The sequence below is a fragment of the Rhizobium sp. Leaf262 genome, from assembly GCF_001422245.1.
Taxonomy (GTDB): Bacteria; Pseudomonadota; Alphaproteobacteria; order Rhizobiales; family Rhizobiaceae; genus Agrobacterium.
The window spans coordinates 115,532-139,972 of sequence record NZ_LMMM01000005.1 but is presented as its reverse complement, the minus strand read 5'-3'; the positions used below and the strand labels follow the sequence as shown (position 1 = coordinate 139,972).

General features: G+C 58.4%; 21 protein-coding genes and 1 pseudogene. 18 read left to right on the top strand and 4 right to left on the bottom strand.

The window, feature by feature from the left end; all coding sequences use genetic code 11:
* The first annotated feature begins 5 nt into the window (after nucleotides 1-5).
* Genes murG through ASF29_RS23880 form a run of 4 tightly spaced genes read left to right on the top strand, consistent with a single transcriptional unit; the run spans nucleotide 6 to nucleotide 3,776 of the window.
* Entirely contained in the window at nucleotides 6-1,145 is a 1,140-nt protein-coding gene (murG, locus tag ASF29_RS07765; RefSeq protein WP_062450106.1) for an undecaprenyldiphospho-muramoylpentapeptide beta-N-acetylglucosaminyltransferase, read from the top strand.
* Nucleotides 1,142-2,557: a UDP-N-acetylmuramate--L-alanine ligase gene (murC, locus tag ASF29_RS07760; protein WP_062450105.1), complete on the top strand. Its 1,416-nt coding sequence runs from the start codon at nucleotides 1,142-1,144 to the stop codon at nucleotides 2,555-2,557. The genes murG and murC overlap by 4 nt, the downstream gene beginning before the upstream one ends.
* The gene (gene murB, locus ASF29_RS07755) at nucleotides 2,554-3,519 is read left to right on the top strand and encodes a UDP-N-acetylmuramate dehydrogenase (RefSeq protein WP_062450103.1); all 966 of its coding nucleotides are present in this window, start codon (nucleotides 2,554-2,556) and stop codon (nucleotides 3,517-3,519) included. The genes murC and murB overlap by 4 nt, the downstream gene beginning before the upstream one ends.
* A gap of 2 nt (nucleotides 3,520-3,521) precedes the next feature.
* On the top strand, nucleotides 3,522-3,776 hold the full coding sequence (locus ASF29_RS23880; protein WP_082453419.1) for a hypothetical protein: 255 nt from the start codon (nucleotides 3,522-3,524) through the stop codon (nucleotides 3,774-3,776).
* Between the two features lie 354 nt (nucleotides 3,777-4,130).
* Here ASF29_RS23880 and ASF29_RS07750 read toward each other — a convergent pair whose 3' ends face one another.
* The gene (locus tag ASF29_RS07750) at nucleotides 4,131-5,435 is read right to left on the bottom strand and encodes an MFS transporter (RefSeq protein WP_062450101.1); all 1,305 of its coding nucleotides are present in this window, start codon (nucleotides 5,433-5,435) and stop codon (nucleotides 4,131-4,133) included.
* A 976-nt stretch (nucleotides 5,436-6,411) separates the two neighbouring features.
* Here ASF29_RS07750 and ASF29_RS07745 point away from each other — a divergent pair.
* The 7 genes from ASF29_RS07745 to recN all read left to right on the top strand — a co-directional run bounded on the left by ASF29_RS07745 (nucleotide 6,412) and on the right by recN (nucleotide 15,465).
* A complete protein-coding gene (locus tag ASF29_RS07745) occupies nucleotides 6,412-7,338 on the top strand; it encodes a D-alanine--D-alanine ligase (protein ID WP_062450099.1) in 927 nt (308 codons plus the stop codon).
* A complete protein-coding gene (locus ASF29_RS07740; protein ID WP_244473512.1) occupies nucleotides 7,335-8,255 on the top strand; it encodes a cell division protein FtsQ/DivIB in 921 nt (306 codons plus the stop codon). The genes ASF29_RS07745 and ASF29_RS07740 overlap by 4 nt, the downstream gene beginning before the upstream one ends.
* Nucleotides 8,252-9,583, top strand: a complete 1,332-nt coding sequence (gene ftsA / locus ASF29_RS07735; RefSeq protein ID WP_062450096.1) for a cell division protein FtsA — start codon at nucleotides 8,252-8,254, stop codon at nucleotides 9,581-9,583. The genes ASF29_RS07740 and ftsA overlap by 4 nt, the downstream gene beginning before the upstream one ends.
* A 90-nt stretch (nucleotides 9,584-9,673) precedes the next feature.
* On the top strand, nucleotides 9,674-11,431 hold the full coding sequence (ftsZ, locus tag ASF29_RS07730; RefSeq protein WP_062450095.1) for a cell division protein FtsZ: 1,758 nt from the start codon (nucleotides 9,674-9,676) through the stop codon (nucleotides 11,429-11,431).
* Nucleotides 11,432-11,715: 284 nt separating this feature from the next.
* Nucleotides 11,716-12,675 carry a UDP-3-O-acyl-N-acetylglucosamine deacetylase gene (gene lpxC, locus ASF29_RS07725; protein ID WP_062450092.1) on the top strand — a complete coding sequence of 320 codons (960 nt, stop codon included), beginning with the start codon at nucleotides 11,716-11,718 and terminating at the stop codon, nucleotides 12,673-12,675.
* Between the two features lie 257 nt (nucleotides 12,676-12,932).
* The gene (locus tag ASF29_RS07720) at nucleotides 12,933-13,775 is read left to right on the top strand and encodes an outer membrane protein assembly factor BamD (RefSeq protein WP_062450163.1); all 843 of its coding nucleotides are present in this window, start codon (nucleotides 12,933-12,935) and stop codon (nucleotides 13,773-13,775) included.
* Nucleotides 13,776-13,791: 16 nt separating this feature from the next.
* Nucleotides 13,792-15,465 carry a DNA repair protein RecN gene (gene recN, locus ASF29_RS07715; protein ID WP_062450090.1) on the top strand — a complete coding sequence of 558 codons (1,674 nt, stop codon included), beginning with the start codon at nucleotides 13,792-13,794 and terminating at the stop codon, nucleotides 15,463-15,465.
* Here recN and ASF29_RS07710 read toward each other — a convergent pair.
* Nucleotides 15,462-16,076, bottom strand: a complete 615-nt coding sequence (locus ASF29_RS07710; protein WP_062450088.1) for a LysE family translocator — start codon at nucleotides 16,074-16,076, stop codon at nucleotides 15,462-15,464. The two genes, recN and ASF29_RS07710, sit on opposite strands and share 4 nt — an antisense overlap.
* A 114-nt stretch (nucleotides 16,077-16,190) precedes the next feature.
* On the opposite strand from ASF29_RS07710, the gene ligA reads away from it, so the two are divergent.
* Together ligA and ASF29_RS07700 are read left to right on the top strand one after the other, a co-directional pair.
* Entirely contained in the window at nucleotides 16,191-18,365 is a 2,175-nt protein-coding gene (gene ligA, locus ASF29_RS07705; protein WP_062450086.1) for an NAD-dependent DNA ligase LigA, read from the top strand.
* A gap of 61 nt (nucleotides 18,366-18,426) precedes the next feature.
* Nucleotides 18,427-19,324: pseudogene (locus ASF29_RS07700) on the top strand (aminoglycoside phosphotransferase family protein).
* On the opposite strand, the gene ASF29_RS07695 reads toward ASF29_RS07700, so the two are convergent.
* Entirely contained in the window at nucleotides 19,321-20,214 is an 894-nt protein-coding gene (locus tag ASF29_RS07695) for an EamA family transporter (RefSeq protein ID WP_082453415.1), read from the bottom strand. The pseudogene ASF29_RS07700 and the gene ASF29_RS07695 sit on opposite strands and share 4 nt — an antisense overlap.
* Before the next feature lie 154 nt (nucleotides 20,215-20,368).
* Between ASF29_RS07695 and ASF29_RS07690 the strand changes: the two genes are divergently transcribed.
* The gene (locus ASF29_RS07690) at nucleotides 20,369-20,959 is read left to right on the top strand and encodes a 3'-5' exonuclease (RefSeq protein WP_062450083.1); all 591 of its coding nucleotides are present in this window, start codon (nucleotides 20,369-20,371) and stop codon (nucleotides 20,957-20,959) included.
* Between the two features lie 65 nt (nucleotides 20,960-21,024).
* A complete protein-coding gene (locus tag ASF29_RS07685; RefSeq protein ID WP_062450081.1) occupies nucleotides 21,025-21,510 on the top strand; it encodes a CreA family protein in 486 nt (161 codons plus the stop codon).
* Nucleotides 21,511-21,695: 185 nt separating this feature from the next.
* Here ASF29_RS07685 and ASF29_RS07680 read toward each other — a convergent pair whose 3' ends face one another.
* Nucleotides 21,696-22,163, bottom strand: coding sequence for a chemotaxis protein CheW (locus tag ASF29_RS07680; protein WP_045228851.1), 468 nt, complete (start codon nucleotides 22,161-22,163; stop codon nucleotides 21,696-21,698).
* 227 nt (nucleotides 22,164-22,390) lie between these two features.
* Between ASF29_RS07680 and ASF29_RS24865 the strand changes: the two genes are divergently transcribed.
* The 3 genes from ASF29_RS24865 to ASF29_RS07665 all read left to right on the top strand — a co-directional run bounded on the left by ASF29_RS24865 (nucleotide 22,391) and on the right by ASF29_RS07665 (nucleotide 24,428).
* On the top strand, nucleotides 22,391-22,549 hold the full coding sequence (locus ASF29_RS24865) for a hypothetical protein (protein ID WP_244473508.1): 159 nt from the start codon (nucleotides 22,391-22,393) through the stop codon (nucleotides 22,547-22,549).
* A gap of 107 nt (nucleotides 22,550-22,656) precedes the next feature.
* Nucleotides 22,657-23,256, top strand: coding sequence for an SCO family protein (locus ASF29_RS07670; protein WP_062450076.1), 600 nt, complete (start codon nucleotides 22,657-22,659; stop codon nucleotides 23,254-23,256).
* 293 nt (nucleotides 23,257-23,549) lie between these two features.
* Nucleotides 23,550-24,428 carry a 50S ribosomal protein L11 methyltransferase gene (locus tag ASF29_RS07665; RefSeq protein ID WP_062450075.1) on the top strand — a complete coding sequence of 293 codons (879 nt, stop codon included), beginning with the start codon at nucleotides 23,550-23,552 and terminating at the stop codon, nucleotides 24,426-24,428.
* The last annotated feature ends 13 nt before the right edge of the window (nucleotides 24,429-24,441 follow it).

The following is a 24,441-nucleotide window of genomic DNA, read 5'->3' as shown; positions in this document are numbered from 1 at the left end:
AGACTATGAGCAAAGGTATCGTGCTGCTAGCCGCCGGGGGAACCGGCGGCCATGTGTTTCCGGCAGAGGCGCTGGCTTACGAGTTGAAGGCGCGCGGATATTCCGTGCATCTGGTGACCGACAGCCGCGCCGAACGTTATGCGGGCAAGTTTCCAGCCGATGAAATCCACGTCGTACCATCTGCCACCATCGGCTCCAAGAACCCCATTTCGGTCGCCAAGGCGCTGCTGAAGCTATGGACCGGCCTTCGCGCTGCGCGCCGTCTGGTGACGAAGCTGAAGCCCGTCGCCGTGGTTGGTTTCGGTGGTTACCCCACCGTGCCGCCGCTTCTGGCCTCCACGGGCCTCGGCGTGCCATCGATCATCCATGAGCAGAATGCAGTCATGGGTCGCGCCAACAAGGCGTTGGCAAAGCGCGTGAAAGCCATCGCTGGTGGCTTTCTGCCCGAGACGCAAGGCCAATATGCCGACAAGACGGTGGCGACGGGTAACCCCGTGCGCCCTGCCGTGCTGTCTGCTGCTGATGTGGCCTATACGCCATCTCATGCCGGTGAGCCGTTCCAGCTTGTCGTGTTCGGTGGAAGTCAGGGCGCGCAGTTCTTTTCCGGTGCCGTGCCCGCCGCGATCTGCCTGATGCCGAACGAGATGCGCTCGCGCATTTCGGTGACGCAGCAGGCGCGTCCCGAAGACAAGGACAGCGTGATTGCGTCCTATACCAAGCTCGGCGTGAAGGCGGATATCTCACCCTTCTTCGGCGACATGGCCGAGCGCATCGCCGGGGCCGATCTCGTCATCAGCCGTTCGGGTGCGTCGACCGTGTCGGAACTGTCCGTCATAGGGCGTCCATCCGTTCTGGTGCCTTATCCGCATGCGCTGGACCACGATCAGGCCGCAAATGCTGCGGCCCTTTCGGCAGCGGGTGGCGCAAGTGTCATCAAGCAGTCTGAACTGTCTCCGCAAAAACTGTCGTCGCTGCTGAGTGACGCCATGAACGATCCTGATCGTCTGGCGCAGACGGCGGCGGCTGCAAAAGCCACTGGCAAGCCGGATGCGGCCCAGCGTCTGGCCGATCTGGTAGAGGCGGTTGCCGCAGGGCAATCCGTTCAGCAATTCAAATTGAATACCAAAGAAGGAGTGCATCCATGAAGATGCCGAAAGCCATAGGTCTCGTCCATTTCATCGGAATTGGCGGCATCGGCATGAGCGGCATTGCCGAAGTGCTTCACAACCTCGGCCACCGCGTTCAAGGCTCCGATCAGGCAGACAGCGCCAATGTGCAGCGTCTGCGCGACAAGGGAATCGAGGTCTTCGTCGGACAGGCGGCTGAAAACCTGGGCGATGCCGAGGTGGTTGTGGTGTCCACGGCGATCAAGAAAAACAACCCGGAGCTTACGGCAGCGCGTGAAAAGCACCTGCCCATCGTTCGCCGCGCCGAAATGCTGGCCGAATTGATGCGCTTCCGCAATGCCATCGCTATTGGCGGTACGCATGGCAAAACGACGACGACCTCCATGGTCGCTACACTTCTGGAAGCGGGCAACCTCGACCCGACCGTCATCAATGGTGGCATCATCAATGCCTATGGCACCAATGCCCGCATGGGTGAGGGCGAGTGGATGGTGGTGGAAGCCGACGAGTCCGACGGCACCTTCCTGAAGCTGCCCGCCGATGTGGCCGTCATCACCAATATCGACCCCGAGCATCTGGACCATTACGGCAATTTCGATGCCGTGCGCGCCGCGTTCCGCCAATTCGTGGAAAACGTACCGTTCTACGGTTTCGGCGTGTTGTGCATCGACCATCCAGAAGTGCAGACGCTGGTCGGAAAGATCGAGGACCGCAAGGTCATCACTTATGGTGAAAACCCGCAGGCCGATGTGCGCTTCTATAATGTGCGCATCGATGGGACCAAGTCGATTTTCGACGTGGAAATCCGCCGCCGCCGTACCGGCAAGATCTTCACCTTCACCGATCTGGTTCTGCCGATGCCTGGCCGTCATAACGTTTCGAATGCCACGGCGGCAATTGCCGTTGCCAATCGCCTCGGCATTTCCGTCGAAGACATTAAGAAGGGGCTGGCCTCCTTCGGCGGCGTCAAGCGTCGCTTCACGTTGACGGGCGAATCCAACGGTGTGCAGGTGTTCGACGACTACGGCCATCACCCGGTCGAGATCAAAGCTGTGCTGAAGGCGGCGCGTGAGGCGTGCAGCGGGCGCATTATCGCCGTGCATCAGCCGCACCGTTATTCGCGTCTTTCCAGCCTGTTTGAAGATTTTGCGCATTGTTTCAACGATGCCGACACAATTCTTCTTGCTCCGGTCTATGCGGCGGGCGAAGATGCAATCGAGGGTGTGAACTCCGAAACGCTCGTTTCTGCCACACGGGCAGCGGGTCATCGGGATGCGCGCCACCTCGCTTCTCGCGACGATCTGGCAAAGACCGTTGCAGCCATTGCGAAACCGGGTGATTTCGTGGTTTTGTTGGGGGCTGGTAATATTACGCAGTGGGCGGCAGTGCTGCCCTCGGAATTGGATAGCATTTCAGGAAAGTCTGCATGAGACAGGTGGATGGGGTAAAGTTGCTGGAAAGGCTCGGCGACGGAGTAACGGAACTCAGAGGACGTTTGACGCCGGACAGTCCGATGGATCGCGTAACGTGGTTCAGAGCAGGTGGTCTGGCGGAACTGATGTTCCAGCCCCATGACGTGGACGATCTCATCGCTTTCCTCAAAATTCTGCCGGAAGACGTGCCGCTGACGGTCGTCGGCGTCGGCTCGAACTTGCTTGTTCGCGATGGCGGCATTCCCGGTGTTGTCGTGCGCCTGTCCGCCAAGGGCTTCGGCCAAGTGGAGCTGGCTGGCGAAAACCGCATCAAGGCCGGTGCGATCTGCCCCGACAAGCACATTGCGGCCATGGCGATGGATAACGGCATCGGCGGTTTCCATTTCTATTACGGTATTCCCGGCTCCATCGGCGGCGCGCTGCGCATGAATGCCGGTGCCAATGGGGGTGAGACGCGTGACCGCGTGGTGGAAGTTTACGCCGTGGATCGTCAGGGCAATCAGCACACCCTTTCCAATGCGGATATGGGCTACAGCTATCGCCATTCGGAAGCGTCGAAGGATCTGATCTTCACCGGCGCGCTGTTCGAAGGCCACCCGGAAGACCGCGCGAAAATCCGCGCCGATATGGATGCGGTTCGCCATCACCGCGAAACGGTTCAGCCGATCCGCGAACAGACCGGCGGCTCGACCTTCAAGAACCCCGAGGGTCATTCGGCCTGGAGCCTTATCGATGAGGCGGGCGGTCGTGGTATGGTCATCGGCGGCGCGCAGATGTCTTCGCTACACTGCAATTTTATGATCAACACCGGCCACGCGACCGGCTATGATCTGGAATATCTGGGTGAAGCGGTGCGCAAGCGCGTCTTCGAACATGCGGGCATTCGCCTGGAATGGGAAATCAAGCGGCTGGGGTTGTTTATGCCGGGCCGTGAAGTGGAGCCGTTTCTCGGGGCGTGATGATGTCTGATAGCGGTTTGAATGAATTAGATCGCCGCAGATACGATCTTATCTCAAACGAGCGTCGTAAATTGCTGGCTAACGCGCTTGACCGGCTGTCTACAGCTTTTCTGGCCATTGGGGTGCTGGGGCAAGTTCTGTCCCTGACACCTTCCTCCGCCACGTTGTTAAACGTTTCTGTGATTGCTGGTTGGATTCTCGGCGCTACTCTATTACATTTAACCGCGAGACATGTTCTTGGAGGACTTAAAATATGAACTCTCAGGAATTTTTCTGGTATGTTTTTCCATGGTTGGTTTCTGCCATATGCCTTTGCTGGATGGCATATGATAAATACAAGCACAGGCAGAGATAAGAAATCCTAGCCATTCATACGCCATGATTTGTTCCATTTGGCAGGTTGTGTAAATGAATTCTGCGGCATTCTTTTTTCTTTACATTCTGCCGCTGATTACTGGTGAAGGCGTCTGGTTTGCGATCTGGGTAAGCGACATCAATCTTGCGCGACGACAGAAAAATCATTCCAGCGAATAATTTAAGTTTTCTAAAGACAGCAAAAAAGCCCGAGAAGCCAATGACTTCGCGGGCTTTTCTGTGTGTTTGATTCCGCTTTAGACTTCGTTTTTCCGCGACAGCATGATGCAGAGCAGCGTGATCAATGCAGCGACGCAAAGATAATAGCCGACGTAGCCCATGCCGTAATTCACCTGCAGCCATGTGGCGATGTAGGGTGCCAGCGATGCGCCGAAGATGCCAGCCATGTTGAAGGTGATGGAGGAGCCGGTATAGCGGACGGTGGTCGGGAAGGGGGCAGCAAGTGCCGTTCCGATGAGGCCATAGGTCATGCCCATCAGCGCCATGGCCAGAGCCGCAAACAGGAAGATCGAGGCTTCGCCACCGCTCATCAGGCCAGGCAGCAGGAACGAGAAGGCACCGATCAGCACCGTGGTGGCGATCAGGACTTCACGGCGGCCGAAACGTTCGGCCAGCTTTCCGGCGATGGGAATGAAGATGCCGAAGACGACCGAGCTCATCAGCTGCACTTCCAGTGCGTCGAGGAACGGCAGTTTCAGAACCTTGACGTTATATGACAGCAGATAGGCCGTGCCGATGTAAAACAGCACGAAGGTCGCCAGCGCAACGAATGTGCCGAGTAGCAGGCTGCGCTTGTGGTGGCGGAACAGTTCGGCGACGGGAACGGCAACGCGCTCTTCCTGATCGATCGCTTTCTGGAACGCAGGCGTTTCAGTGATCGACAGACGGACCCAAAGGCCGACGGCGATCAGGATGATCGAGGCGACGAAGGGAATGCGCCAGCCCCAGCTGAGCAATTGGTCCTGCTCCATGAAGTGCAGGAGTATCCAGAACACGCCTGACGACAGGAAGAGTCCGAGCGGTGCGCCCAGCTGTGGGAACATGCCATACCAGCTGCGTTTGCCGGGAGGGGCGTTTTCCGTTGCCAGAAGCACGGCGCCACCCCATTCACCGCCAAGACCGAAGCCCTGACCGAAGCGGCACAGTGCCAGCAGCAGCGGCGCCAGAACGCCTGCGGTTTCGTAAGACGGCAGCAGACCGATGATGACGGTGGAAACGCCCATGGTCAGAAGGGCAGCGACGAGGGTCGTCTTGCGGCCAACGCGGTCACCATAATGGCCGAACACCACAGCACCCAGCGGGCGGGCGAAGAAGGCGATGGAGAAGGTGGCGAAAGATGCCAGAAGCGCCGTCATCGGGTCGTTGTTCGGGAAAAACAACGTCGGAAACACGAGCACTGCGGCAGTCGCATAAACGTAGAAATCGAAGAATTCGATGGTCGTGCCGACCACGCTGGCAGTGAGAACTCGTGCAGGCGAATTTGTCTTTACATCGTTCGGATTTGCAGCGGTCGGCGATACCTTGGATATCGCGTCAGACATTATATTCGTTCCATTGTTAAGTAAGACTTATGACCCTTTACCGGTCAGGGGCTGCGTTAAAGCAATTTTCAAACGTTTGGAACGGTTAAAACGCAATATTTTGGAAAAAACGCATGAATGGGGGATGTTATAGGAATAGAGCAGTGCTCCCACGGCGGAAATGACCATGTTGCGTGATCACTCTTTGAGTTTTCCTGCCTCTAACATTCACAAGTGAGATAAGCCCGTTTCGGTCAGACCGTAACGGGCTTACTCGTTTTGGGTGGGGCATTATCGCTCAACGTTATCCACGCTGAACCAGGGTATGTCAGCCCTTGTGTCCGCCCCAGCAGACTTTCGTAATCGGATCGCACACAGTGGCGAATGAGCTCGTCGCCGTCAAAATCTGAGCGGAGAAAAGAGTGATGACCAGAGTGCAAACAGGAATGAACTTCATGACAAAATACCTTCGATAAATATGGGAAAGAACATTACTTTAAGTTGCCTTAATAAGGCAATACAACCATAAAGCATTGTGCGTTTTGCTGTCAAGCAGTGGTAGAAAGAATTTCCGGTTCGCTCGGCCACCAAGATGGCGCGCATTCATCCGTCTGTGTCATTTGCGGACGACATCGGACCACGCAGGACCGTCTGCATGGCGACATTTGCCGGAATTTGCCTGGGGAAAAGCCGATAATCTTAACGAATCGGTCTTGCGTTCGGGCGCGATGCCTACGCTCTGCGCAACGATTTTATTTCATTCTGTTGAAATTCTGAATCTTGCATTGGCTGCAACACTCTGATTCCAAGGAAGGAATCCGGGCCTTGAGTGATTCTTTAACAAAAATCACGTCATCGGCGCCTCCGGTTAACGAAAGTAAACACTTCATTAACCTTAATGGCGCTTAGTGATTGGCAACGGAGCGGGCGAGAGAATCGCAGAGCTGATGAATGTTCTGCCGACCTCGTTCAGGTGATTTTGGTGTCAGAGGTTTTCATGAGCGGCAAACACGTAGCTGTTCTTATGGGTGGGTTTTCTTCGGAGCGGCCGGTCAGCCTCTCATCGGGAGAGGCTTGCGCGTCGGCTCTGGAGGGCGAGGGCTACAAGGTTACGCGTGTCGACGTGGACCGCAACATTGCCGCAACGCTGACAGCGCTGCGCCCTGACGTCGTGTTCAATGCGCTCCATGGTCCTTACGGCGAAGATGGCACCATTCAGGGCGTTCTCGAATATCTGGAAATTCCCTACACCCATTCCGGCGTTCTGGCCTCGTCTTTGGCCATGAACAAGTCGCAGGCCAAGAAGGTCGCGGCGGCTGCCGGTATTCCTGTTGCCGTCGAAAAAATTCTGAACCGCTTCGAGATCGGCAACGAGCATCCGCTTGCGCCGCCTTATGTCGTCAAGCCGGTCAGTGAAGGATCGAGCTTCGGCGTCGTCATGGTCAAGGAAGACCAGTCGCATCCGCCGCAAATCCTGGGTTCGAGCGAATGGCGCTATGGCGATACCGTAATGGTCGAGCGCTACATCCATGGTCGCGAGTTCACCTGCGGCGTCATGAATGGCGAGGCCATGGACGTGACCGAAGTGATACCGATGGGTCACGCATTTTACGATTATGATGCAAAATACGTAAAGGGTGGCTCAAAGCATGTCATTCCTGCGGAAATTTCACCGAAAATTTACCAAAAAATCCAATCATTGGCGGTCATGGCGCATCAGGTGATTGGCTGCCGTGGCGTGAGCCGTTCGGACTTCCGCTACGACGACCGTTTCTCAGAAGAAGGCGAATTGATCTGGCTTGAGATAAACACTCAGCCGGGTATGACGCCGACCTCCCTCGTGCCCGAAATGGCAGCTTATGCAGGACGCTCCTTCGGTGAGTTCGTCCGCTGGATGGTGGAGGACGCTTCGTGTTCGCGATAACAGGCAAAAAATCGTCGGTTAAAAAGCGCGAGCAATCCGCACTGACATCTGCCGATGAGCGGATGGTTTTGCCGCGTCCGCTACGCAAGGTGTTTCGTTTCGGTGTTTCGCTGGCGACGGGCCGCGTGCATATTCCCGCTCATACCGGCACGCTGGCGACGGCTGCATTCTTCTCCTGCGTCGGTCTCTATGGCATGTCGCTCGGTGGACACACGGACGTCGTGGCACAGGCGACGACGTCTGCCGCAGGCTTTGCCATCGAAGACGTCAAGGTCTCCGGCAATGTTCAGACATCGGAAATCGACGTGTTCCAGCTTCTTGGTCTGGATGGTGCGACGTCGCTGATCGCGCTCGATGTGAATGCTGCGCGCAAGAAGCTGACGGAACTGCCCTGGGTCGAGGACGTGGATGTTCGCAAGATCTATCCAAAGACCATAGAAGTTCGCCTCAAGGAGCGTGAAGCCTTCGGCATCTGGCAGCATGGCACAGAGCTTTCGTTGATCGAAAAGAGCGGCAGCGTCATCGCGCCGTTGCGTGACAACAAATATGCCGGTCTGCCGCTGTTCGTTGGTCGTGATGCGGAAACGGGTGCCGCTGGTTTCGTTGATGAACTGGCCGACTGGCCTGAGATTCGCAACCGCGTGCGGGCCTATGTTCGCGTTGCTGGTCGCCGCTGGGATCTGCATCTGGACAATGGCATCGTCGTCAAGCTGCCGGAAGAGAATGTGCCCAAGGCGCTGCAATTGCTCTCGCGCATGGACATGGAAGATAAGGTTCTTTCGCGCGATGTGGCCGCCGTTGACCTGCGCCTGTCGGATCGCACGACCGTGCAGTTGACGGAAGGTGCAGCGGAGCGTCGCCAGAAGGCTGTCGAAGCACGCTCCAAGGCCCTCAAGTTGGCGGAGAAGAACACATGAGCTTTTTTGGTTCTTCTCATTTCGGTCTGCCGCGTTTGAAGCCCTTGTCTTCCAAGCGCAGCCACGTGGTTTCGGTTCTGGATATCGGCTCTACGAAGGTCGTCTGCATGATCGGCCGTCTGACGCCGCGTCAGGAAAGCGAAGTGCTGCCGGGTCGCACCCACAAGGTCGAGGTCATCGGCATCGGTCACCAGCGTTCGCGCGGCGTGAAGTCCGGCGTCATTGCCGATCTCGATGCGCTGGAAGGCGTCATTCGTCTGGCGGTGGACGCAGCCGAGCGCATGGCTGGCCTGACTGTCGATAGCCTGATCGTCAATGTGTCCGCAGGCCGTCTCGCCAGCGACATCTACACCGCCAGCATCGATCTGGGCGGTCAGGAAGTCGAATCGGGCGATCTGCGCAAGGTGCTTATTGCTGCAAGCCAGCAGTCGCTGCGTCAGGACCGCGCCATTCTGCACTCCCTGCCAACCGGCTACTCGCTGGATGGTGAACGCGGTATCCGCGATCCGCTGTCCATGTACGGCGATTTGCTGGGCGTGGACATGCATGTGGTCACAGCCGAGCGCACGGCGCTGAAGAATTTGGAACTGTGCATCAACCGCGCTCACCTGTCGGTCGAAGGCATTGTCGCGACACCTTATGCCAGCGGTCTTGCAGCCCTGGTTGATGATGAAGTCGAGCTTGGCTGTGCTGCCATCGACATGGGCGGCGGCACGACCACGATTTCGGTTTTTGCCGAGGGACGTCTGGTTCACACCGATGCCATCGGTCTTGGCGGACATCACGTCACCACCGATCTGGCGCGTGGTCTGTCCACCCGCATCGAAGATGCGGAGCGTCTGAAGGTCGTGCATGGTTCTGCACTGGCCAACGGTTCCGACGACCGTGACATGATTGCCGTGCCGCCGATTGGCGAAGACGACCGCGACCAGCCTTCGCAGGTATCGCGCGCACTCGTCAGCCGCATCGTTCGGGCACGCATCGAAGAGACATTGGAATTGATCCGCGACCGTATCCAGAAATCGGGCTTTTCCCCGATCGTTGGCAAGCGCGTGGTTCTGACCGGAGGTGCCAGTCAGCTGACCGGCCTGCCGGAAACGGCGCGGCGCATTCTTGCCCGCAACGTTCGCATCGGCCGCCCCATGGGCGTGTCCGGCCTGCCGGTCGCGGCCAAGGGCCCGGCCTTTTCCACAGCCTGCGGGCTGATGATTTATCCGCAGATCGCGGACATCGAAATCCACGCGGCGCAGAGCGGAATGTTCTCGCCGTTCGGAACAGGTAGTGGCCGGATAGCCCGCGTAGGGCAATGGCTGAAGGAAAGTTTCTGACCTCTGTCTGCCCATCGGGCAGGGGACTGAGTGAGTTGATTAAGAATTGGCCTGCGGGGCGATGCGGCCAGAGAAAGAAGGAATGTTAAAATGACGATACAGCTGCAAAAGCCGGATATCACCGAGCTGAAGCCACGCATCACCGTTTTCGGTGTTGGCGGTGGCGGCGGTAACGCTGTCAACAACATGATCACGGCTGGCCTCCAGGGCGTCGACTTCGTCGTCGCCAACACGGATGCACAGGCTCTGACGATGACGAAGGCCGACCGGGTCATCCAGCTCGGCGTCAACGTCACCGAAGGTCTGGGCGCCGGTTCGCAGCCGGAAGTTGGCCGCGCTGCTGCCGAAGAGTGCATCGATGAAATCATCGACCACCTCAACGGCACGCACATGTGCTTCGTTACTGCCGGCATGGGCGGTGGCACCGGTACTGGTGCTGCTCCCGTCGTCGCGCAGGCTGCCCGCAACAAGGGCATTCTGACGGTTGGCGTCGTGACCAAACCTTTCCACTTCGAAGGCGGTCGCCGCATGCGTCTGGCCGAACAGGGCATCGAGGAACTGCAGAAGTCCGTCGATACGCTGATCGTCATTCCAAACCAGAACCTCTTCCGTATTGCCAACGACAAGACCACGTTCGCTGACGCATTTGCGATGGCCGACCAGGTTCTCTATTCGGGTGTTGCCTGCATTACCGACCTGATGGTGAAGGAAGGCCTTATCAACCTCGACTTCGCCGACGTTCGCTCGGTCATGCGCGAAATGGGCCGTGCGATGATGGGTACAGGCGAGGCTTCCGGCCAGGGCCGTGCAATGCAGGCTGCGGAAGCGGCAATTGCCAACCCGCTGCTCGACGAAACATCGATGAAGGGTGCACAGGGCCTCCTGATCTCCATCACCGGTGGTCGCGACATGACGCTCTTCGAAGTCGACGAAGCCGCGACCCGTATTCGCGAAGAAGTCGACCCGGATGCGAACATCATCCTCGGCGCGACATTCGACGAAGCTCTGGAAGGCCTCATCCGCGTATCCGTCGTTGCCACAGGCATCGACCGCGTTCCTGGCCAGATGGAACGCAACGCCGAAGAGCTTCGCCAGGCTGCTGCTGCAAAGCCACTTATCCGTCCTTCCGCGGCCGTTGCTTCTGCTCCGGCCGCAGTTCAGCCTGCCCCAGTCATGCAGGCACCAAAGACGACCGTAGATCCTGTTGCCCAGACCATTCGTTCGGCTGAAGCTGAAATGGAACGGGAAATGGCACTGGCGGCTGCTGAACAGCGGCTTCGTCAGGCCCAGGCAGAAGCCGAATTCCGGCCTCAGAGCAAGTTGTTCGCAGCTGCTCCAGCGGAAGCACCGGTTGCTGCTCGCCCCGCAGCACCGGTGCACACCGCACCGGCGCCTGCTTACCATGCGCCGGAACAGGTGGCAGCACCTGCACCGCGCATGCAGCAGGCCCCGGCGCCGGTCTATCATGAGCCAGCCCCAGTCGCCCGCGCGCCTGAACCGGTTCGCATGCCAAAGGTCGAGGATTTCCCTCCGGTCGTGAAGGCCGAGATGGACCACCGCGCCCACCCGGCCTCTGCCGTTCCTGAAGAGCGTGGCCCGATGGGTCTGTTGAAGCGGATCACCAACTCGCTGGGTCGCCGCGATGAGGATGATGCCGTTCCATCCGACATGATGGACGCACCAAGCTTGGCCGCCCAGCAGCGTCGCCCGCTGTCTCAGGAAGCCAGCCTCTACGCACCGCGTCGGGGCAATCTGGACGATCATGGCCGTCAGACGCCATCGTCTGCCAGCCAGCACGACGACGATCAGCTTGAAATTCCGGCCTTCCTTCGCCGTCAGTCGAACTGATCCGAAAAGCCGATTGCCGATTCTCGGTCCATCCGATACCCGGGCTCGAAAGGGCCCGGGTATCGCTGTTATATGAACACGCAAGCTTGTCTGTTGTTGCAGATATTTCAAATGGTTGAGTCTGTTACAAAGCGAAATCAACAGTGATTTGAGGTCGCGCCGCAGTGTGCGTATGTATGACCATGACGATGAAGTGACACGGCTATGCCGCAGACGACTTCCTCGGTTGAAATTTGGGCCGCGCCGGGTTAGCAGGCGGGTCCGCACGAAAAGGCAAGACACGCATGACCATCGGACTGCTCGGTTTCCAGACAACTATCGCCAATCCTGTTCAGCTCAAGGGTATCGGCGTTCATTCAGGCAATCCGGTCTCCATGACGTTCCAGCCGGCAGAAGCTGGCACGGGCATCGTTTTCAGCCGCCAGTTCGACAACGGCACTTCCGTTGAGGTCAAGGCCGTCTCGGCCAATGTCGGTAATACGGACCTGTGCACCGTCATCGGTCGCTCGGCCACGCAGTCTGTTGCGACCGTCGAGCATGTCATGGCTGGTATTTACGCCATGGGAATCGACAACCTCATCGTTGAAGTTGACGGTCCTGAAGTGCCGATCATGGACGGTAGCTCTGCGCCTTTCATCGAAGCCATCGAATCAGTCGGTATCAAGAACCTCGGCGTGAAGCGCCGCTATATCCGTATCGTGAAGCCCGTTCGGATCGAGGCTGGTGCATCCTGGGCCGAGTTCCGCCCCTATGATGGTACGCGCTTTGAAGTCGAGATCGATTTCGATACGCCGCTGATCGGTCGCCAGATCTGGAAGGGTGATCTGACCCCTGAGACGTTCAGGAATGAGCTTTCTCGCGCCCGTACATTCGGCTTCATGCGTGATGTCGAGCGCCTGTGGGCCGCCGGTTATGCTTTGGGTTCTTCGCTCGAAAATTCCGTCGTCATCTCCGACGACAACACGGTCATCAACATGGAAGGCCTGCGTTACGAGAAAGACGAGTTCGTTCGTCACAAGACGCTGGATGCTGTTGGCGACCTGGCCCTTGCGGGCGCGCAGTTCATCGGTTGCTACCGCTCCTATCGCGGCGGTCACAAGGTCAATGCCAACGCATTGAAGGCGCTGCTGAGCGATCCCTCGGCCTATGAAATCGTCGAGGCACCCGCCGCCCGTCAGCCGGTCGTTCGCGCCCGTGAGTTCGTGGCCATCAAGCAGACAGAGTTTGCTCCCTGGTCTGCGTGATCTAAGTCTTATAAAGAACAAGAGCCGTCCCCAGGGGCGGCTTTTTCGTATGTCGGCAAAATCAGATCGGAAATGGCGGCTTTGTCGCAGAGATAATCATCAGCTTGCGGGTGTCATGCCATAAAAATGCGTTATTGCGTCATCATTGCGTTGCCCTGCGGACGCTTTTATGGCTAGAAACGCCACAGGAAAAGCCGATGTTCTGTATTGACGCAGGAAGTGGGAACTGACGAATGAAGCGTGTAGTGTCTGGTGCGATGAATGGAACGGTACGAGGAGCGCTCGTATCGCTCATGCTGATTGGCGCCGGAACGCTGGTAACAGCTTGCCAGTCCGACCCTGATATCGACATCACCAAGCTCGGCGTCGAGACCGATCCACCAGATGTGCTCTACAAGCAGGGCCTCGCCAATATGAATGCCGGCAACATGACTGAAGCTGGTCGCAAGTTCTCGGCCATCGACAAGCAGTACCCGTTCACGGAGTGGGGCCAGAAGGCGCTTGTCATGAACACCTTCATCGCGACGCGCCAGAACAAGAATGAAGTGGCCATTGCCTCCGGTTCGCGGTTCCTCAAGCAATATCCCCGTGCGAAGGACGCCGCTTACGTCCAGTACATGATCGGACTTGCCTATTCCAAGCAGATTGCCGATGTGACGCAGGATCAGCGCGCTGCACAGCGCACGATCGAAGCGATGAACAAGGTCGTCAACGATTATCCTGATTCGGAATATGTGCCCGATGCGCAGGCGAAGATTCGCTTTGCGCGTGACCAGCTGGCCGGTCGTGAAATGCAGGTCGGACGTTATTATCTTGAGCGTAAGGAATATCTGGCTGCCGTTTCCCGCTTCCGTATCGTTGTGGAGCAGTACCAGAATACCAACCAGATCGAAGAAGCGCTTGCCCGCCTGACCGAAGCCTATTACGCGATGGGGCTGGTGGACGAAGCCCAAACGGCGGCAGCCGTTCTCGGCAACAACTACCCGGACAGCCAATGGTACGACGATTCCTTCAAGCTGTTGAAGGGGCAGGGGCTTGCGCCTCGTGAAAACAAGGAATCCTGGATTTCCCGCGCCGGTAAAAAACTGGTGGGCGCTTAAGGACAGAGCCTAAGCCATGCTGGTCCAGCTATCGATCCGCGACATCGTTCTGATCGAACGGCTCGACCTAGGGTTCGAGGCCGGTCTTTCCGTGCTGACCGGTGAGACCGGTGCCGGTAAATCCATTCTTCTCGACAGTCTGTCGCTGGCGCTCGGTGGGCGCGGCGATGGCGGGCTCGTGCGCCACGGGGAAGACAAGGGGCAGGTGACCGCCACTTTTGAAGTGGGCATCGACCATCCCGCCCGCCTGATGCTTCGCGAAAACGGCCTCGATGACGACGGCGATCTGATTTTCCGCCGGGTGCAATCTGCCGATGGCCGCACCAAGGCCTATGTCAACGACCAGGCCGTTTCTGTTCAATTGATGCGCCAGCTTGGCCAGCACATGGTGGAAATCCATGGCCAGCATGACGACCGCGCGCTGGTCGATACCAATGCCCACCGCACGCTTCTGGACGCCTTTGCCGGTCTAACCGATGACGTCGTTTCGGTTCAATCGCTTTATCGGACGTGGAAGGACGCGGAGCGCGGCCTTAAGGTTCACCGCGCTAAGGTGGAAGCCGCAGCCCGCGAGGCGGATTATCTGCGCTCCTCCGTCGAAGAACTCGAAATTCTCGCGCCGATGGATGGCGAGGAAGATGAGCTTGCCGAGCGCCGTGCGGTGATGCAGAAATCCGAGCGCATTGCTGGCGACATTGCCGAGGCAAGCGAGTTCCTGAACGGCAATGCCTCGCCGGTGCCCGTCATCGCATCCATGATGCGGCGGTTGGAGCGCAAGAGCCATGAAGCGCCGGGCCTGCTGGAAGAAACCGTGCAGTTGCTGGATGCCGCACTCGACAGCCTGTCCAACGCACAGATGGAAGTCGAAGCAGCGCTGCGCCGCACCGAATTCGATCCGCGTGAGCTGGAGCGCGTCGAAGAGCGCCTGTTTGGTCTGCGCGCCGCTGCCCGCAAATATTGCGTTCCCGTCACCGAGCTACCGGCACTGGCCGAACGCATGGTAGCCGATCTCGCCGATCTGGATGCCGGTGAAGAAAAACTTGCCCAACTGGACAAGCATTTGATTGTCGTGAAGGCGGATTTCGACCGGGCAGCGCAATCGCTCTCCGAAAAACGCCATAACGCAGCCTCGGCTCTTTCCGAAGCCGTGATGGCCGAACTCCCGGCGCTGAAGCTGGAGCGGGCACGCTTTACCGTCGAAGTCACCAGCGATGCTGCTTCCGGCACGGCGGATGGTATCGACATCGTCGAATTCCACGTTCAGACCAACCCCGGCACGCGCCCCGGACCGATCATGAAAGTGGCCTCGGGCGGCGAGCTTTCGCGCTTCCTGCTGGCGCTGAAGGTGGCTCTGGCGGATCGCGGTTCGGCGCCCACGCTGGTCTTCGATGAGATCGACACCGGCGTTGGTGGTGCCGTAGCAGATGCCATCGGCCAGCGGCTGAAGCGCCTGTCGAAAACCGTGCAGGTTCTCTCCGTCACCCACGCTCCGCAGGTGGCCGCCCGTGCCGCTACGCATCTGTTGATTTCCAAGGGGCCATCCGGCGACGGCACCGAGCGCATCGCCACCCGTGTTGCGACCATGCAGCCCGAACACCGCACCGAAGAAATTGCCCGCATGCTGGCCGGTGCTTCCGTCACGGATGAGGCGAGGGCGGCTGCGGCCAAGCTCCTGGCGGCACAGGATTAACGGCTGACGACCACCGCAACGCCCGAACCAATCATCACCCCACCCGCCGTGCGGTTGACGCGGCGCACGATTTTTTCGGAGCGCAGCAGGCTGCGGGCACGCACCGCAAGCGCGACATGGCCGCCGATGACGATTGTCTCCACGCAGAGAATGACGCCCGCCAGCGCGGCCAGATGGTCTACCGTCAGCGAGGCTCCGACCACGTTCGGCAGCAAGGCCACATAGAACAGCGGCATTTTCGGATTACCGAGATTGAGCGCCATACCGGTTGCGAAGATCGACAGCAGGCTGCCGCGTGCTTTGACGGCTTGCAGTTCCGGCACGACCGGCTCCGCCGTCCACAGTCTGATGCCCATCCAGATGAGATAGGCCGCACCGGCGTACCGTAGCACCGTCATCACCGTGCCCATCTCGGCGGCGAGAATGGAGAGGCCGAAGGCGGCGAGCGTGAGGAAGATCAGGATGCCCGCCACGGTGCCTGCGCCATAGGCAAGGCCCGATGCCGCGCCGTGGGTGATGGTGCGGGCGACGATGGTCATATTATCCGGGCCGGGACTGGCTGCAAAAACGAAGAAGGCGGCGGCAAATGCGATGAGCGTCGTCATGTCCATGGTCGTGTCCCCGTTGCTGCTCGCTCCCGGAAATCAGATTACGCGAAAGCTTGGCGTTGAAAAGTGGGCAGGCTGCGTTAAAAACAAATTCGATTCCTGCACGAGGCCTGCCCAATGTCCCAAGATCAAATACCGGTAGAAAACCTGTCCGAGCTTGAGGCTTCCGCCGAGCTTGCCTTTCTGGCAGCCGAGCTTGCGCGGCACGATGCGCTGTATCACGGCAAGGATGCGCCGCAGGTTTCGGACGCCGAATATGACGCGCTGAAGCGCCGCAACGATGCTATCGAGGCGGCATTTCCCGATCTGGTGCGGGCGGATAGTCCATCCAAAAAGGTCGGCTTTGCGCCGCTGCCCACCTTCGCGCCCATCGTCCACGCGCGGCCCATGCTGTCGCTCGACAACACGTTTTCGGATGAGGATGTCAGCGATTTCGTGGCGTCCGTCTACCGTTTCCTCGGCAACATGCCCGACGATTCGATTGCCTTTACCGCAGAGCCGAAGATCGACGGCCTTTCCATGTCGATCCGTTACGAGAACGGCAGGCTGAAGACGGCGGCGACCCGTGGCGATGGCACCACGGGCGAGAACGTGACGGCCAACATCATGACCATCAAGGAAATCCCAAACACGCTGCCCAAGGGCGTGCCTGATGTGGTGGAGGTGCGTGGTGAGGTCTATATGGCCAAGAGCGACTTTCTGGCGTTGAACGCGCAGATGGAAGCCGATGGAAAGCAGACCTACGTCAACCCGCGCAACACGGCCTCCGGTTCGTTGCGGCAGCTGGATGCGACTGTAACGGCCAAGCGCAAGCTGCGTTTCTTCGCCTATGCACTGGGCGAGGTGTCCGACGGTGGCCAGCCGACGCGGATTGCCGATACGCAATACGGAATCGTGGAAAAGTTTCGGGAATGGAGCTTCCCTGTGAACCCCTTCATGAAACGATTCACGTCGGGCCAACAACTGATTGAACATTATCAGGAAATCGGCATCGCGAGGCCTGATCTCGATTATGATATCGACGGCGTGGTCTATAAGGTCGACCGTCTGGATCTGCAGGAGCGCCTTGGCTTCCGCTCCCGCAGCCCGCGCTGGGCAACCGCGCATAAGTTTCCGGCGGAACAGGCGTTCACGACCGTCGAAAAGATAGAGATACAGGTGGGCCGCACCGGCGCGCTGACACCCGTTGCGCGCCTGACGCCGATCACGGTGGGTGGCGTGGTCGTCACCAACGCCACGCTGCACAACGCCGATTACATCGAAGGCATCGGCAATAATGGCGAGCGCATTCGCCCGGAAGAGCATGATATTCGTGTCGGTGATACGGTCATCGTGCAGCGGGCAGGCGATGTCATTCCGCAGGTGCTGGATGTTCTCCTGGAAAAGCGGGATGCCGGTTCGCAGCGTTACGAGTTTCCCAAGCAATGCCCGGTCTGTGGCAGTCATGCGGTGCGCGAGCGCAACGAAAAAACCGGTAAGCTCGATTCTGTTACCCGCTGTACCGGTGGGTTTGCCTGCTCTGCACAGGCGAAGGAACATCTCAAGCATTTCGTTTCGCGCAACGCCTTCGATATCGAAGGTCTCGGCACCAAGCAGATCGATTTCTTCTTCGAAAGCGAAGACCCATCCCTGTCCATCAAGACCGCACCTGACATCTTCACGCTGAAAAAGCGGCAGGAGGACTCGCATCTCACCAAGCTGGAAAATATCGATGGCTTCGGCAAGACCAGTGTCAAAAAGCTGTTCGATGCCATCGACGCGCGCCGCGAGATCGATCTGCATCGGCTGATCTTCGCGCTGGGCATTCGCCATGTGGGTGAAACGACGGGCAAGCTTCTGGCGCGCACCTACGGCACCTACGAGCATTTCGAAGAAGCCATGAAAGCCGCCGCCGATCCGACCGGCGATGCCTGGGCCGAACTCAATAGCGTCGAGGGCATTGGCGAGGTGATGGCCCGCGCCATCGTGGAGTTCTACAAGGAACCGCGCAATCTCGATGTCATCGACCGGCTGATGAAAGAACTGCGCCCGAAGGAGGCCGAGAAACCGACGACGGAAGGCAGCCCCGTGGCGGGCAAGACGGTGGTCTTCACCGGCTCACTCGAAAAATTCACCCGCGATGAGGCGAAGGCCCGCGCCGAAAGCCTCGGGGCCAAGGTTGCTGGCTCGGTTTCGAAAAAGACCGACTATGTGGTGGCGGGGCCGGGTGCCGGGTCGAAGCTGGACAAGGCGCGGGAACTTGGCGTGCAGACCATGGATGAAGATGAGTGGCTCGCGCTGATCGGCGGGTAGCTTCGTCATATTGCTTTCGTGCTTGGGATGTAAGTGACATGCGGCCAAGAGGACGCATGTTATGGATGATCGCCTAGAGGTTTCGGCAGAGACAGTCGCTGCACTGGTCGCGGAGCAGGTTCCACAATGGACGCACTTGCCCATTGAAATGGTCGAGCGCAGTGGCTGGGATAATCGCAGCTTCCGACTGGGTGAGGCGATGCTCATTCGCTTGCCGAGTGCGTCACGCTATGTTGCGCAGGTGGAAAAAGAGCAGCTTTGGCTGCCCTATCTCGCCAAGCATCTTCCTTTGCCAATTCCTGAACCTCTTGCGCTGGGCCAGCCGGGGCAGAGTTTTCCCTGGCCGTGGTCCATCTATTGCTGGCTGGACGGCAAGCCGCTCGCCATGGAGCTTGATAAGATTGATCTCCATCTGCTCGCGCACGATGTCGCGGGGTTCCTTACGGCCCTTCAAGCCATCGACGCCTCTAATGGTCCCGCTGCCGTTACTCATAACTTCCATCGTGGCGGCTCGTTGCGTGTCTATAGCGACGAGACAAATGCGGCGATTGAAACTTTGTCGGATGAAATCGACGTGGATTTGGCGCGTGACGTCTGGGCGAAATCAACCGCCAGCGAATGGCAGCACGCACCCGTTTGGGTTTCATGGCGATGTGGCCGAAGGCAATCTACTGGTCAAAGACGGCAGGCTTTCAGCGGTCATCGATTTCGGTAGTTGTGCCGTTGGCGATCCCTCCACGGACCTCATTCTGGCATGGACCGTGCTGGACAGCGACAGTCGGCGTGTATTCCGCCAATCTCTTTCCTTCGACCTTCAGACATGGCAGCGGGGGCGGGGCTGGGCGTTGTGGAAAGCTTTAATTACGCTTGCCGCACAACGCCCCAACCGTACTCATCTCGCCGAATGGTCACGCAGAACCATTCGCGAGATTTTTTTCGACCATGTTGACGCTAGTTAAGCCACCCCGCGGCGAAACACCCGCCCATCAATCGCCACCAGCCCTGCTGCAATCATCGCCATGCCAATCAGATGTTTTGCCTCCAGCTGTTCGCCCAGCACCAGAGAGCCCAGCAGAATGGCGCTGACGGGAATGAGGAAGGTGACCAGCGCGAGGTTGGTGGCACCGGCTGAGGAGAGAATGCGGAAGAAAATGAGGTAGGCGAGCGCTGTGGAGAGAAGCGCGATGCCGAGCAGGGCGGCCCAGACTTCGCCGCTTGGCATGGCGAGCGTCCATGGCTGGTCGATGATGAGGGCGAGGGGGATGAGCATGATGGTGGACGCGGAAATCTGCCCGGTTGCGGTAACCAGCGGTGGCACGCCCATGGCTTTGAAGCGACGGCCGAAAATTCCGGCGAAGGCGTAGGAAATGGCAGCACCCAGAATGGCGAGCTGGCCCCAGAGGCTGGAGCTTTCGCCTGTGAGTGCCGAAGGGCCGATCATGGTGGCGACCCCGGCAAAGCCGATGATGATGCCTGCAAGCTTGTTGATGGTCAGCTTCTCATCCGTTGTCAGCATATGTGCGACGATGACGGTGAAGAGCGGCGTGGTGGCGTTGAGAATGGAGGCGACGCCGCTGGCGATGTGGGTCTGGCCCCAGACGATGAGGCAGAAGGGAATGATGTTGTTGAGCAGGCCCATGCCGAAGAAGGCGCGCAGCACTTGCGGGGCTGTGGGCATGCGATAGCCCATGATGCGGCAGACGGTGAGCAGGGCTAGTGCTGCGATGGAGACGCGCAGCGTGACGATGGTCACCGGCGGCAATTCCTTGACGGCGATGCCGACGAAAAAGAACGATCCGCCCCACAGGACCGAGAGGGCGACCAGAAGTGCCCATTCGGTCGCATTCATCTGTTTATGCACGGCCACGCTTAATTCCCCTCGCCATATCGTCCCGGCTTTTGTGTAATCCTGGCTGTGGCGCTTGACCACCCGTTTCCTGTAAGCGGTTCAATTTCACGGCGCTTTGCTTTATGCCGTGCGAAGAGCAAACGGGAATCACTCCTTGAAGACCATCGCCATCGATTTCGAGACCGCCAATGAAGAGCGTGGCAGCGCCTGCTCCGTCGGATTGGCGTGGATCGAGGATGGGCGGATCGTGCGGGTGGAAGAGCGGTTGATCCGGCCCAAGGATATGCGGTTTTCGCCGTTCAATGTCGCCATTCACGGCATCAAGCCTGATGATGTGGAAGATGCGCCGGAATTCCCCGAGGTGATGGACGAGTTTGCCGATGACCTGCGTGACTCAACCATGATCGCGCATAATGCGGCTTTCGATTTCAGCGTCATGCGGGCGAGTTTCGACAAATATCGACAGAGTTATCCGCAGCTTTCCTATTTTTGCAGCGTGAAGATGTCGCAACGCGTCTGGCCGTCTCTGCCATCGCACAAGCTCAATATCATCGCCCATCATCTGCAACTGCGCTTCGTCCACCACAATGCGGCTGAAGATGCGGTGGTGTGTGCGGCGGCATCGATTGCGGCGGCCAAGGCGCTTGCTGTTGAGCACATCCACCACATACCGGAAAAGATCGGCATGGTCGCCGGTCGGCTGCACGCCACCGGCTACGCACCCTGCACCATGAGAAAACGCTGACATCACGCCTTGTTGTAGGCTCGCACAGACCTATCTCTATGGCAGTTCATGTGAGGGTTTGGGTTATGGCTAAAGCGTTTCGTTCCTTGGTTATTGCAGGTCTTGCCCTGTTGCCGGTGGCCGCCGCTGCGCAGGTGGTGGGCAAAGTTGGTGTCGACTGGACCGGTAATGATATCGTTGTCGAGGCAATCGCCGACCCGCAGGTCAAGGGCGTCACCTGCCATGTCACCTATTTCGACCGTGGTGTGATCGACCGGCTGAAAAACGGCAACTGGTTCGAAGACCCGTCTAACAACGCCATATCCTGTAGCCAGACCGGCCCGGTTGAGGTGGGCGATATAGACCTTGGCACCAAGGGCGAGGAAGTGTTCCGGCAGGGTATGTCGCTGGTGTGGAAGAAGATGGTCGTCAACCGCATTTACGATAAGGCGAATGATACGCTGATTTATCTCGTGCACACGCGCGAGCTGACCGACGGTTCGGCCAAGATGGCGATTTCGACGGTGCCGCTATATGGGCAGACGGTGACGTGGACGAAGGGGAAGCCTTGATGGGCGTCAGGCATACTGCCGTCATCCTCGGGCTTGTCCCGAGGATCTGACCACGTTTGACGTCGGGATTCGTTAGATCCTCGGGACAGGCCCGAGGATGACGTCGAGAGGGGCGCGCACCTAGAACATAAAACAAAAACGGCGAGCCAGGGGCTCGCCGTTTGCGTCTGTGGTCGAAACTCGCCTCAAGCAGCTTCGCGTGAAAGTTCGTCGGCAATAACCGTGTCGAGGTTGAGGAAGCAGACCATGCTCTTTTCCAACGCCACGATGCCGCGGCAGAAATTTCGCTGCTCTTCGGGGATGATTTCCGGTGCGGGCTGGAGGTCTTCGGATTTGATGGTCATCATGTCGGAGACCTGTTCGACCAGAAGGCCGACCAGCTTGCCGCCGATGTCGGTGACGATGATGGCGGAACGCTCGGATGGTTCGGTCATCTTCATGCCGAGACGGCAGGCCATGTCGATGACGGGAATAACCGCGCCACGAAGGTTGATGAGGCCGAGAACGTAAGGTGGTGTGTGCGGCATCGGTGTGACAGGCGCCCAACCGCGAATTTCGCGGATCGCCATGATGTCGATGCAGAATTCCTGATCGCCGAGATGGAAGGAAACGATTTCCAGATATGCGCCTGATTGTTTGATGGCGTTCGACATGGTCGTACTTTTCCTGACGGCTCTCTTGGCTGGCCGAATTCGAATTGGAAGATAATGCGGCGTCGGAACGGAATCCGGATGACGTCATGTCGTGCGCTTTTGGCGAACCGCTTGCAATCATCATGCGCAAAAACCATTTAAACTTTTCCTAACAATCGGCCTTAAACATCGCGATGGCCAAGCAATTCGTGGTTTCGCAGCAGGGCGTTTGTGGGTATATTTGTGAAATGAGAGAATTACTCGCCAGTCCGGTGAAATTGCTTGGCTTCGCTGCCGCGACCTTCGGGGCGTTACTGCTTGTCGTTTTCACCTTCGAGGGCTGGGTTCGGTACGGCACGGATATATTTCTGTCATCGGTGCAAAACGGTATCGCCTGGTGCTTTTGAGACAAATCAGCGCGGTGGCCGCATCCAACCCTTTCTTGAATTGCCCAAGGTGAGCGCCGTGCGCTAGAAGCATCTCGAAACGTTGGTCAAGCTGATCGGGGAATGGCATGAAGAATATTCGCATCGCGCTTTGGGGTGCTGTCGTGGTGTTGATGGGCGTCATGGTCTGGTTGACCACGGAGCTGACCAAGAGCCGTGAAGAGATGGTCGAGGAAGTCTACGGCACTCCGTTCCAGCTCGTGGCGCAAAACGGCCAACCGATTACCGAAAAAGCCTTTCAGGGCAAGCCGACAGCACTGTTCTTCGGCTTTACCCATTGCCCGGAAGTCTGCCCCACCACGCTGTTCGAGCTGAATGGCTGGATGGAGAAGGTGGACCCCGCAGGCGACAAGATGCAGGCCTATTTTGTCTCTGTCGATCCCGAGCGTGATACGCCTGAAATCCTCAACCAGTATGTATCCAACGTCTCCAAGCGCATCACCGGCATAACCGGCGCACCTGATAAAATCGCCGAAACCCTGAAGGGCTACCGCATCTACGCCAAGAAGGTGCCGGTGGACGAGAAGGACCCGAACGGTGACTACACCATGGACCACACCGCCTCGGTCATTCTTCTGGATGCGAAGGGTCGCTTTGCCGGGACCATTGCTTACGGTGAGAATCCCGATGTTGCCGTGCAAAAGCTGGAAAATCTGACCAAGACCTGAATGGTCAGAAAGTGGAGAGCGCCACGTTTCACGGCAGACGGCATTTCGCTACTATCCTCATTCCTGTGCTTGCCACAGGAATCCAGCGAGCCCAAGTCCTTGGGCTGAAAAGGCTTTCTCCGTCGCGCAGACGCGCAACGACTGGATTCCTGTGACGAGCAGAGGAATGAGGGAGGCCCGACTCCACACTCAGGCGCATTTCTTTTCGAGAATCGGGTGGTCACTCCATTGGATCGCAGCCGCTTTTGTGGCAAAGGCTGACGGCTGGAACCTATGCAAGGAAAGCGTCAGCCGTGAGCGAAATCCGTCTTTTTGTAACCACCACCGAAGTTCAGGCCGGGGAAGTGCTGGATCTGCTGTCGGAGGTGTTCGGCGAAGAAGATGTTGCGATTGCCACGACCGAGGTGGATGAGAAGCGCGATATCTGGGAAGCCTCGGTCTATCTGCTGGAATCGGAAGAAGACGACGCCCGCAGCCGCATCGAAGACGCGCTGAAGATTGCCTACCCACAGCTTGTTCTCGAAAGAGAGGTCATTCCGGACGAAGACTGGATCGCGAAGTCGCTGGAAGGCCTGAAGCCGGTGCGGGCAGGGCGGTTCATCGTCCACGGTTCGCATGATCGGGATAAGGTCCGGGTCAACGATATCGCCATCGAGATCGAGGCCGGGCAGGCCTTCGGCACCGGTCACCATGGCACCACGGCGGGTTGTCTGGAGATGATCGAGCAGGTGCTGCGCGCGCGGACCATTCGCAACGCGCTGGACCTCGGCACCGGCAGCGGCGTTCTGGCCATTGCGGTGGCCAAGATGCGCCCGGTGCCGGTTTTGGCAACGGACATCGACCCTATCGCGATCAAGGTTGCCAAGGAAAATGCGCGGCTGAACGGCATCGTCTCCGGCATGGCGCTGGAAACGGCTCCTGGCTTTCATTCGGATGCGTTCCGCAAGCACGGACCGTTCGACCTCATCATCGCCAATATTCTCGCCCGCCCGCTGATCAAGATGGCACCGCAACTGGTCACGCATCTGGCACCCGGCGGCACCGTCATTCTCTCCGGCATTTTGGCATCGCAACGCTGGAAAGTGCTGTCGGCCTATAATGGCATGCATCTCAGCCACGTCAGAACCATCTGGCGCAATGGCTGGGTCACGATTCATCTGCGTAAGGACTGAGTGGCGTTCAACA

What these genes read in the sequence shown, in the direction of transcription:
- ASF29_RS07750 (WP_062450101.1), bottom strand. Translation starts at nt 5,435, where the DNA reads ATGTCTGACGCGATATCCAAGGTATCGCCGACCGCTGCAAATCCGAAC.
- ligA (WP_062450086.1), top strand. Translation starts at nt 16,191, where the DNA reads ATGTCCCAAGATCAAATACCGGTAGAAAACCTGTCCGAGCTTGAGGCT.
- ASF29_RS07695 (WP_082453415.1), bottom strand. Translation starts at nt 20,214, where the DNA reads ATGAATGCGACCGAATGGGCACTTCTGGTCGCCCTCTCGGTCCTGTGG.
- lpxC (WP_062450092.1), top strand. Translation starts at nt 11,716, where the DNA reads ATGACCATCGGACTGCTCGGTTTCCAGACAACTATCGCCAATCCTGTT.
- ASF29_RS07710 (WP_062450088.1), bottom strand. Translation starts at nt 16,076, where the DNA reads ATGGACATGACGACGCTCATCGCATTTGCCGCCGCCTTCTTCGTTTTT.
- ASF29_RS24865 (WP_244473508.1), top strand. Translation starts at nt 22,391, where the DNA reads ATGAGAGAATTACTCGCCAGTCCGGTGAAATTGCTTGGCTTCGCTGCC.
- ASF29_RS07680 (WP_045228851.1), bottom strand. Translation starts at nt 22,163, where the DNA reads ATGTCGAACGCCATCAAACAATCAGGCGCATATCTGGAAATCGTTTCC.
- ASF29_RS23880 (WP_082453419.1), top strand. Translation starts at nt 3,522, where the DNA reads ATGTCTGATAGCGGTTTGAATGAATTAGATCGCCGCAGATACGATCTT.
- ASF29_RS07720 (WP_062450163.1), top strand. Translation starts at nt 12,933, where the DNA reads ATGAATGGAACGGTACGAGGAGCGCTCGTATCGCTCATGCTGATTGGC.
- ftsZ (WP_062450095.1), top strand. Translation starts at nt 9,674, where the DNA reads ATGACGATACAGCTGCAAAAGCCGGATATCACCGAGCTGAAGCCACGC.
- murB (WP_062450103.1), top strand. Translation starts at nt 2,554, where the DNA reads ATGAGACAGGTGGATGGGGTAAAGTTGCTGGAAAGGCTCGGCGACGGA.
- ASF29_RS07745 (WP_062450099.1), top strand. Translation starts at nt 6,412, where the DNA reads ATGAGCGGCAAACACGTAGCTGTTCTTATGGGTGGGTTTTCTTCGGAG.
- ftsA (WP_062450096.1), top strand. Translation starts at nt 8,252, where the DNA reads ATGAGCTTTTTTGGTTCTTCTCATTTCGGTCTGCCGCGTTTGAAGCCC.
- murG (WP_062450106.1), top strand. Translation starts at nt 6, where the DNA reads ATGAGCAAAGGTATCGTGCTGCTAGCCGCCGGGGGAACCGGCGGCCAT.
- ASF29_RS07685 (WP_062450081.1), top strand. Translation starts at nt 21,025, where the DNA reads ATGGCTAAAGCGTTTCGTTCCTTGGTTATTGCAGGTCTTGCCCTGTTG.
- murC (WP_062450105.1), top strand. Translation starts at nt 1,142, where the DNA reads ATGAAGATGCCGAAAGCCATAGGTCTCGTCCATTTCATCGGAATTGGC.
- ASF29_RS07670 (WP_062450076.1), top strand. Translation starts at nt 22,657, where the DNA reads ATGAAGAATATTCGCATCGCGCTTTGGGGTGCTGTCGTGGTGTTGATG.
- recN (WP_062450090.1), top strand. Translation starts at nt 13,792, where the DNA reads ATGCTGGTCCAGCTATCGATCCGCGACATCGTTCTGATCGAACGGCTC.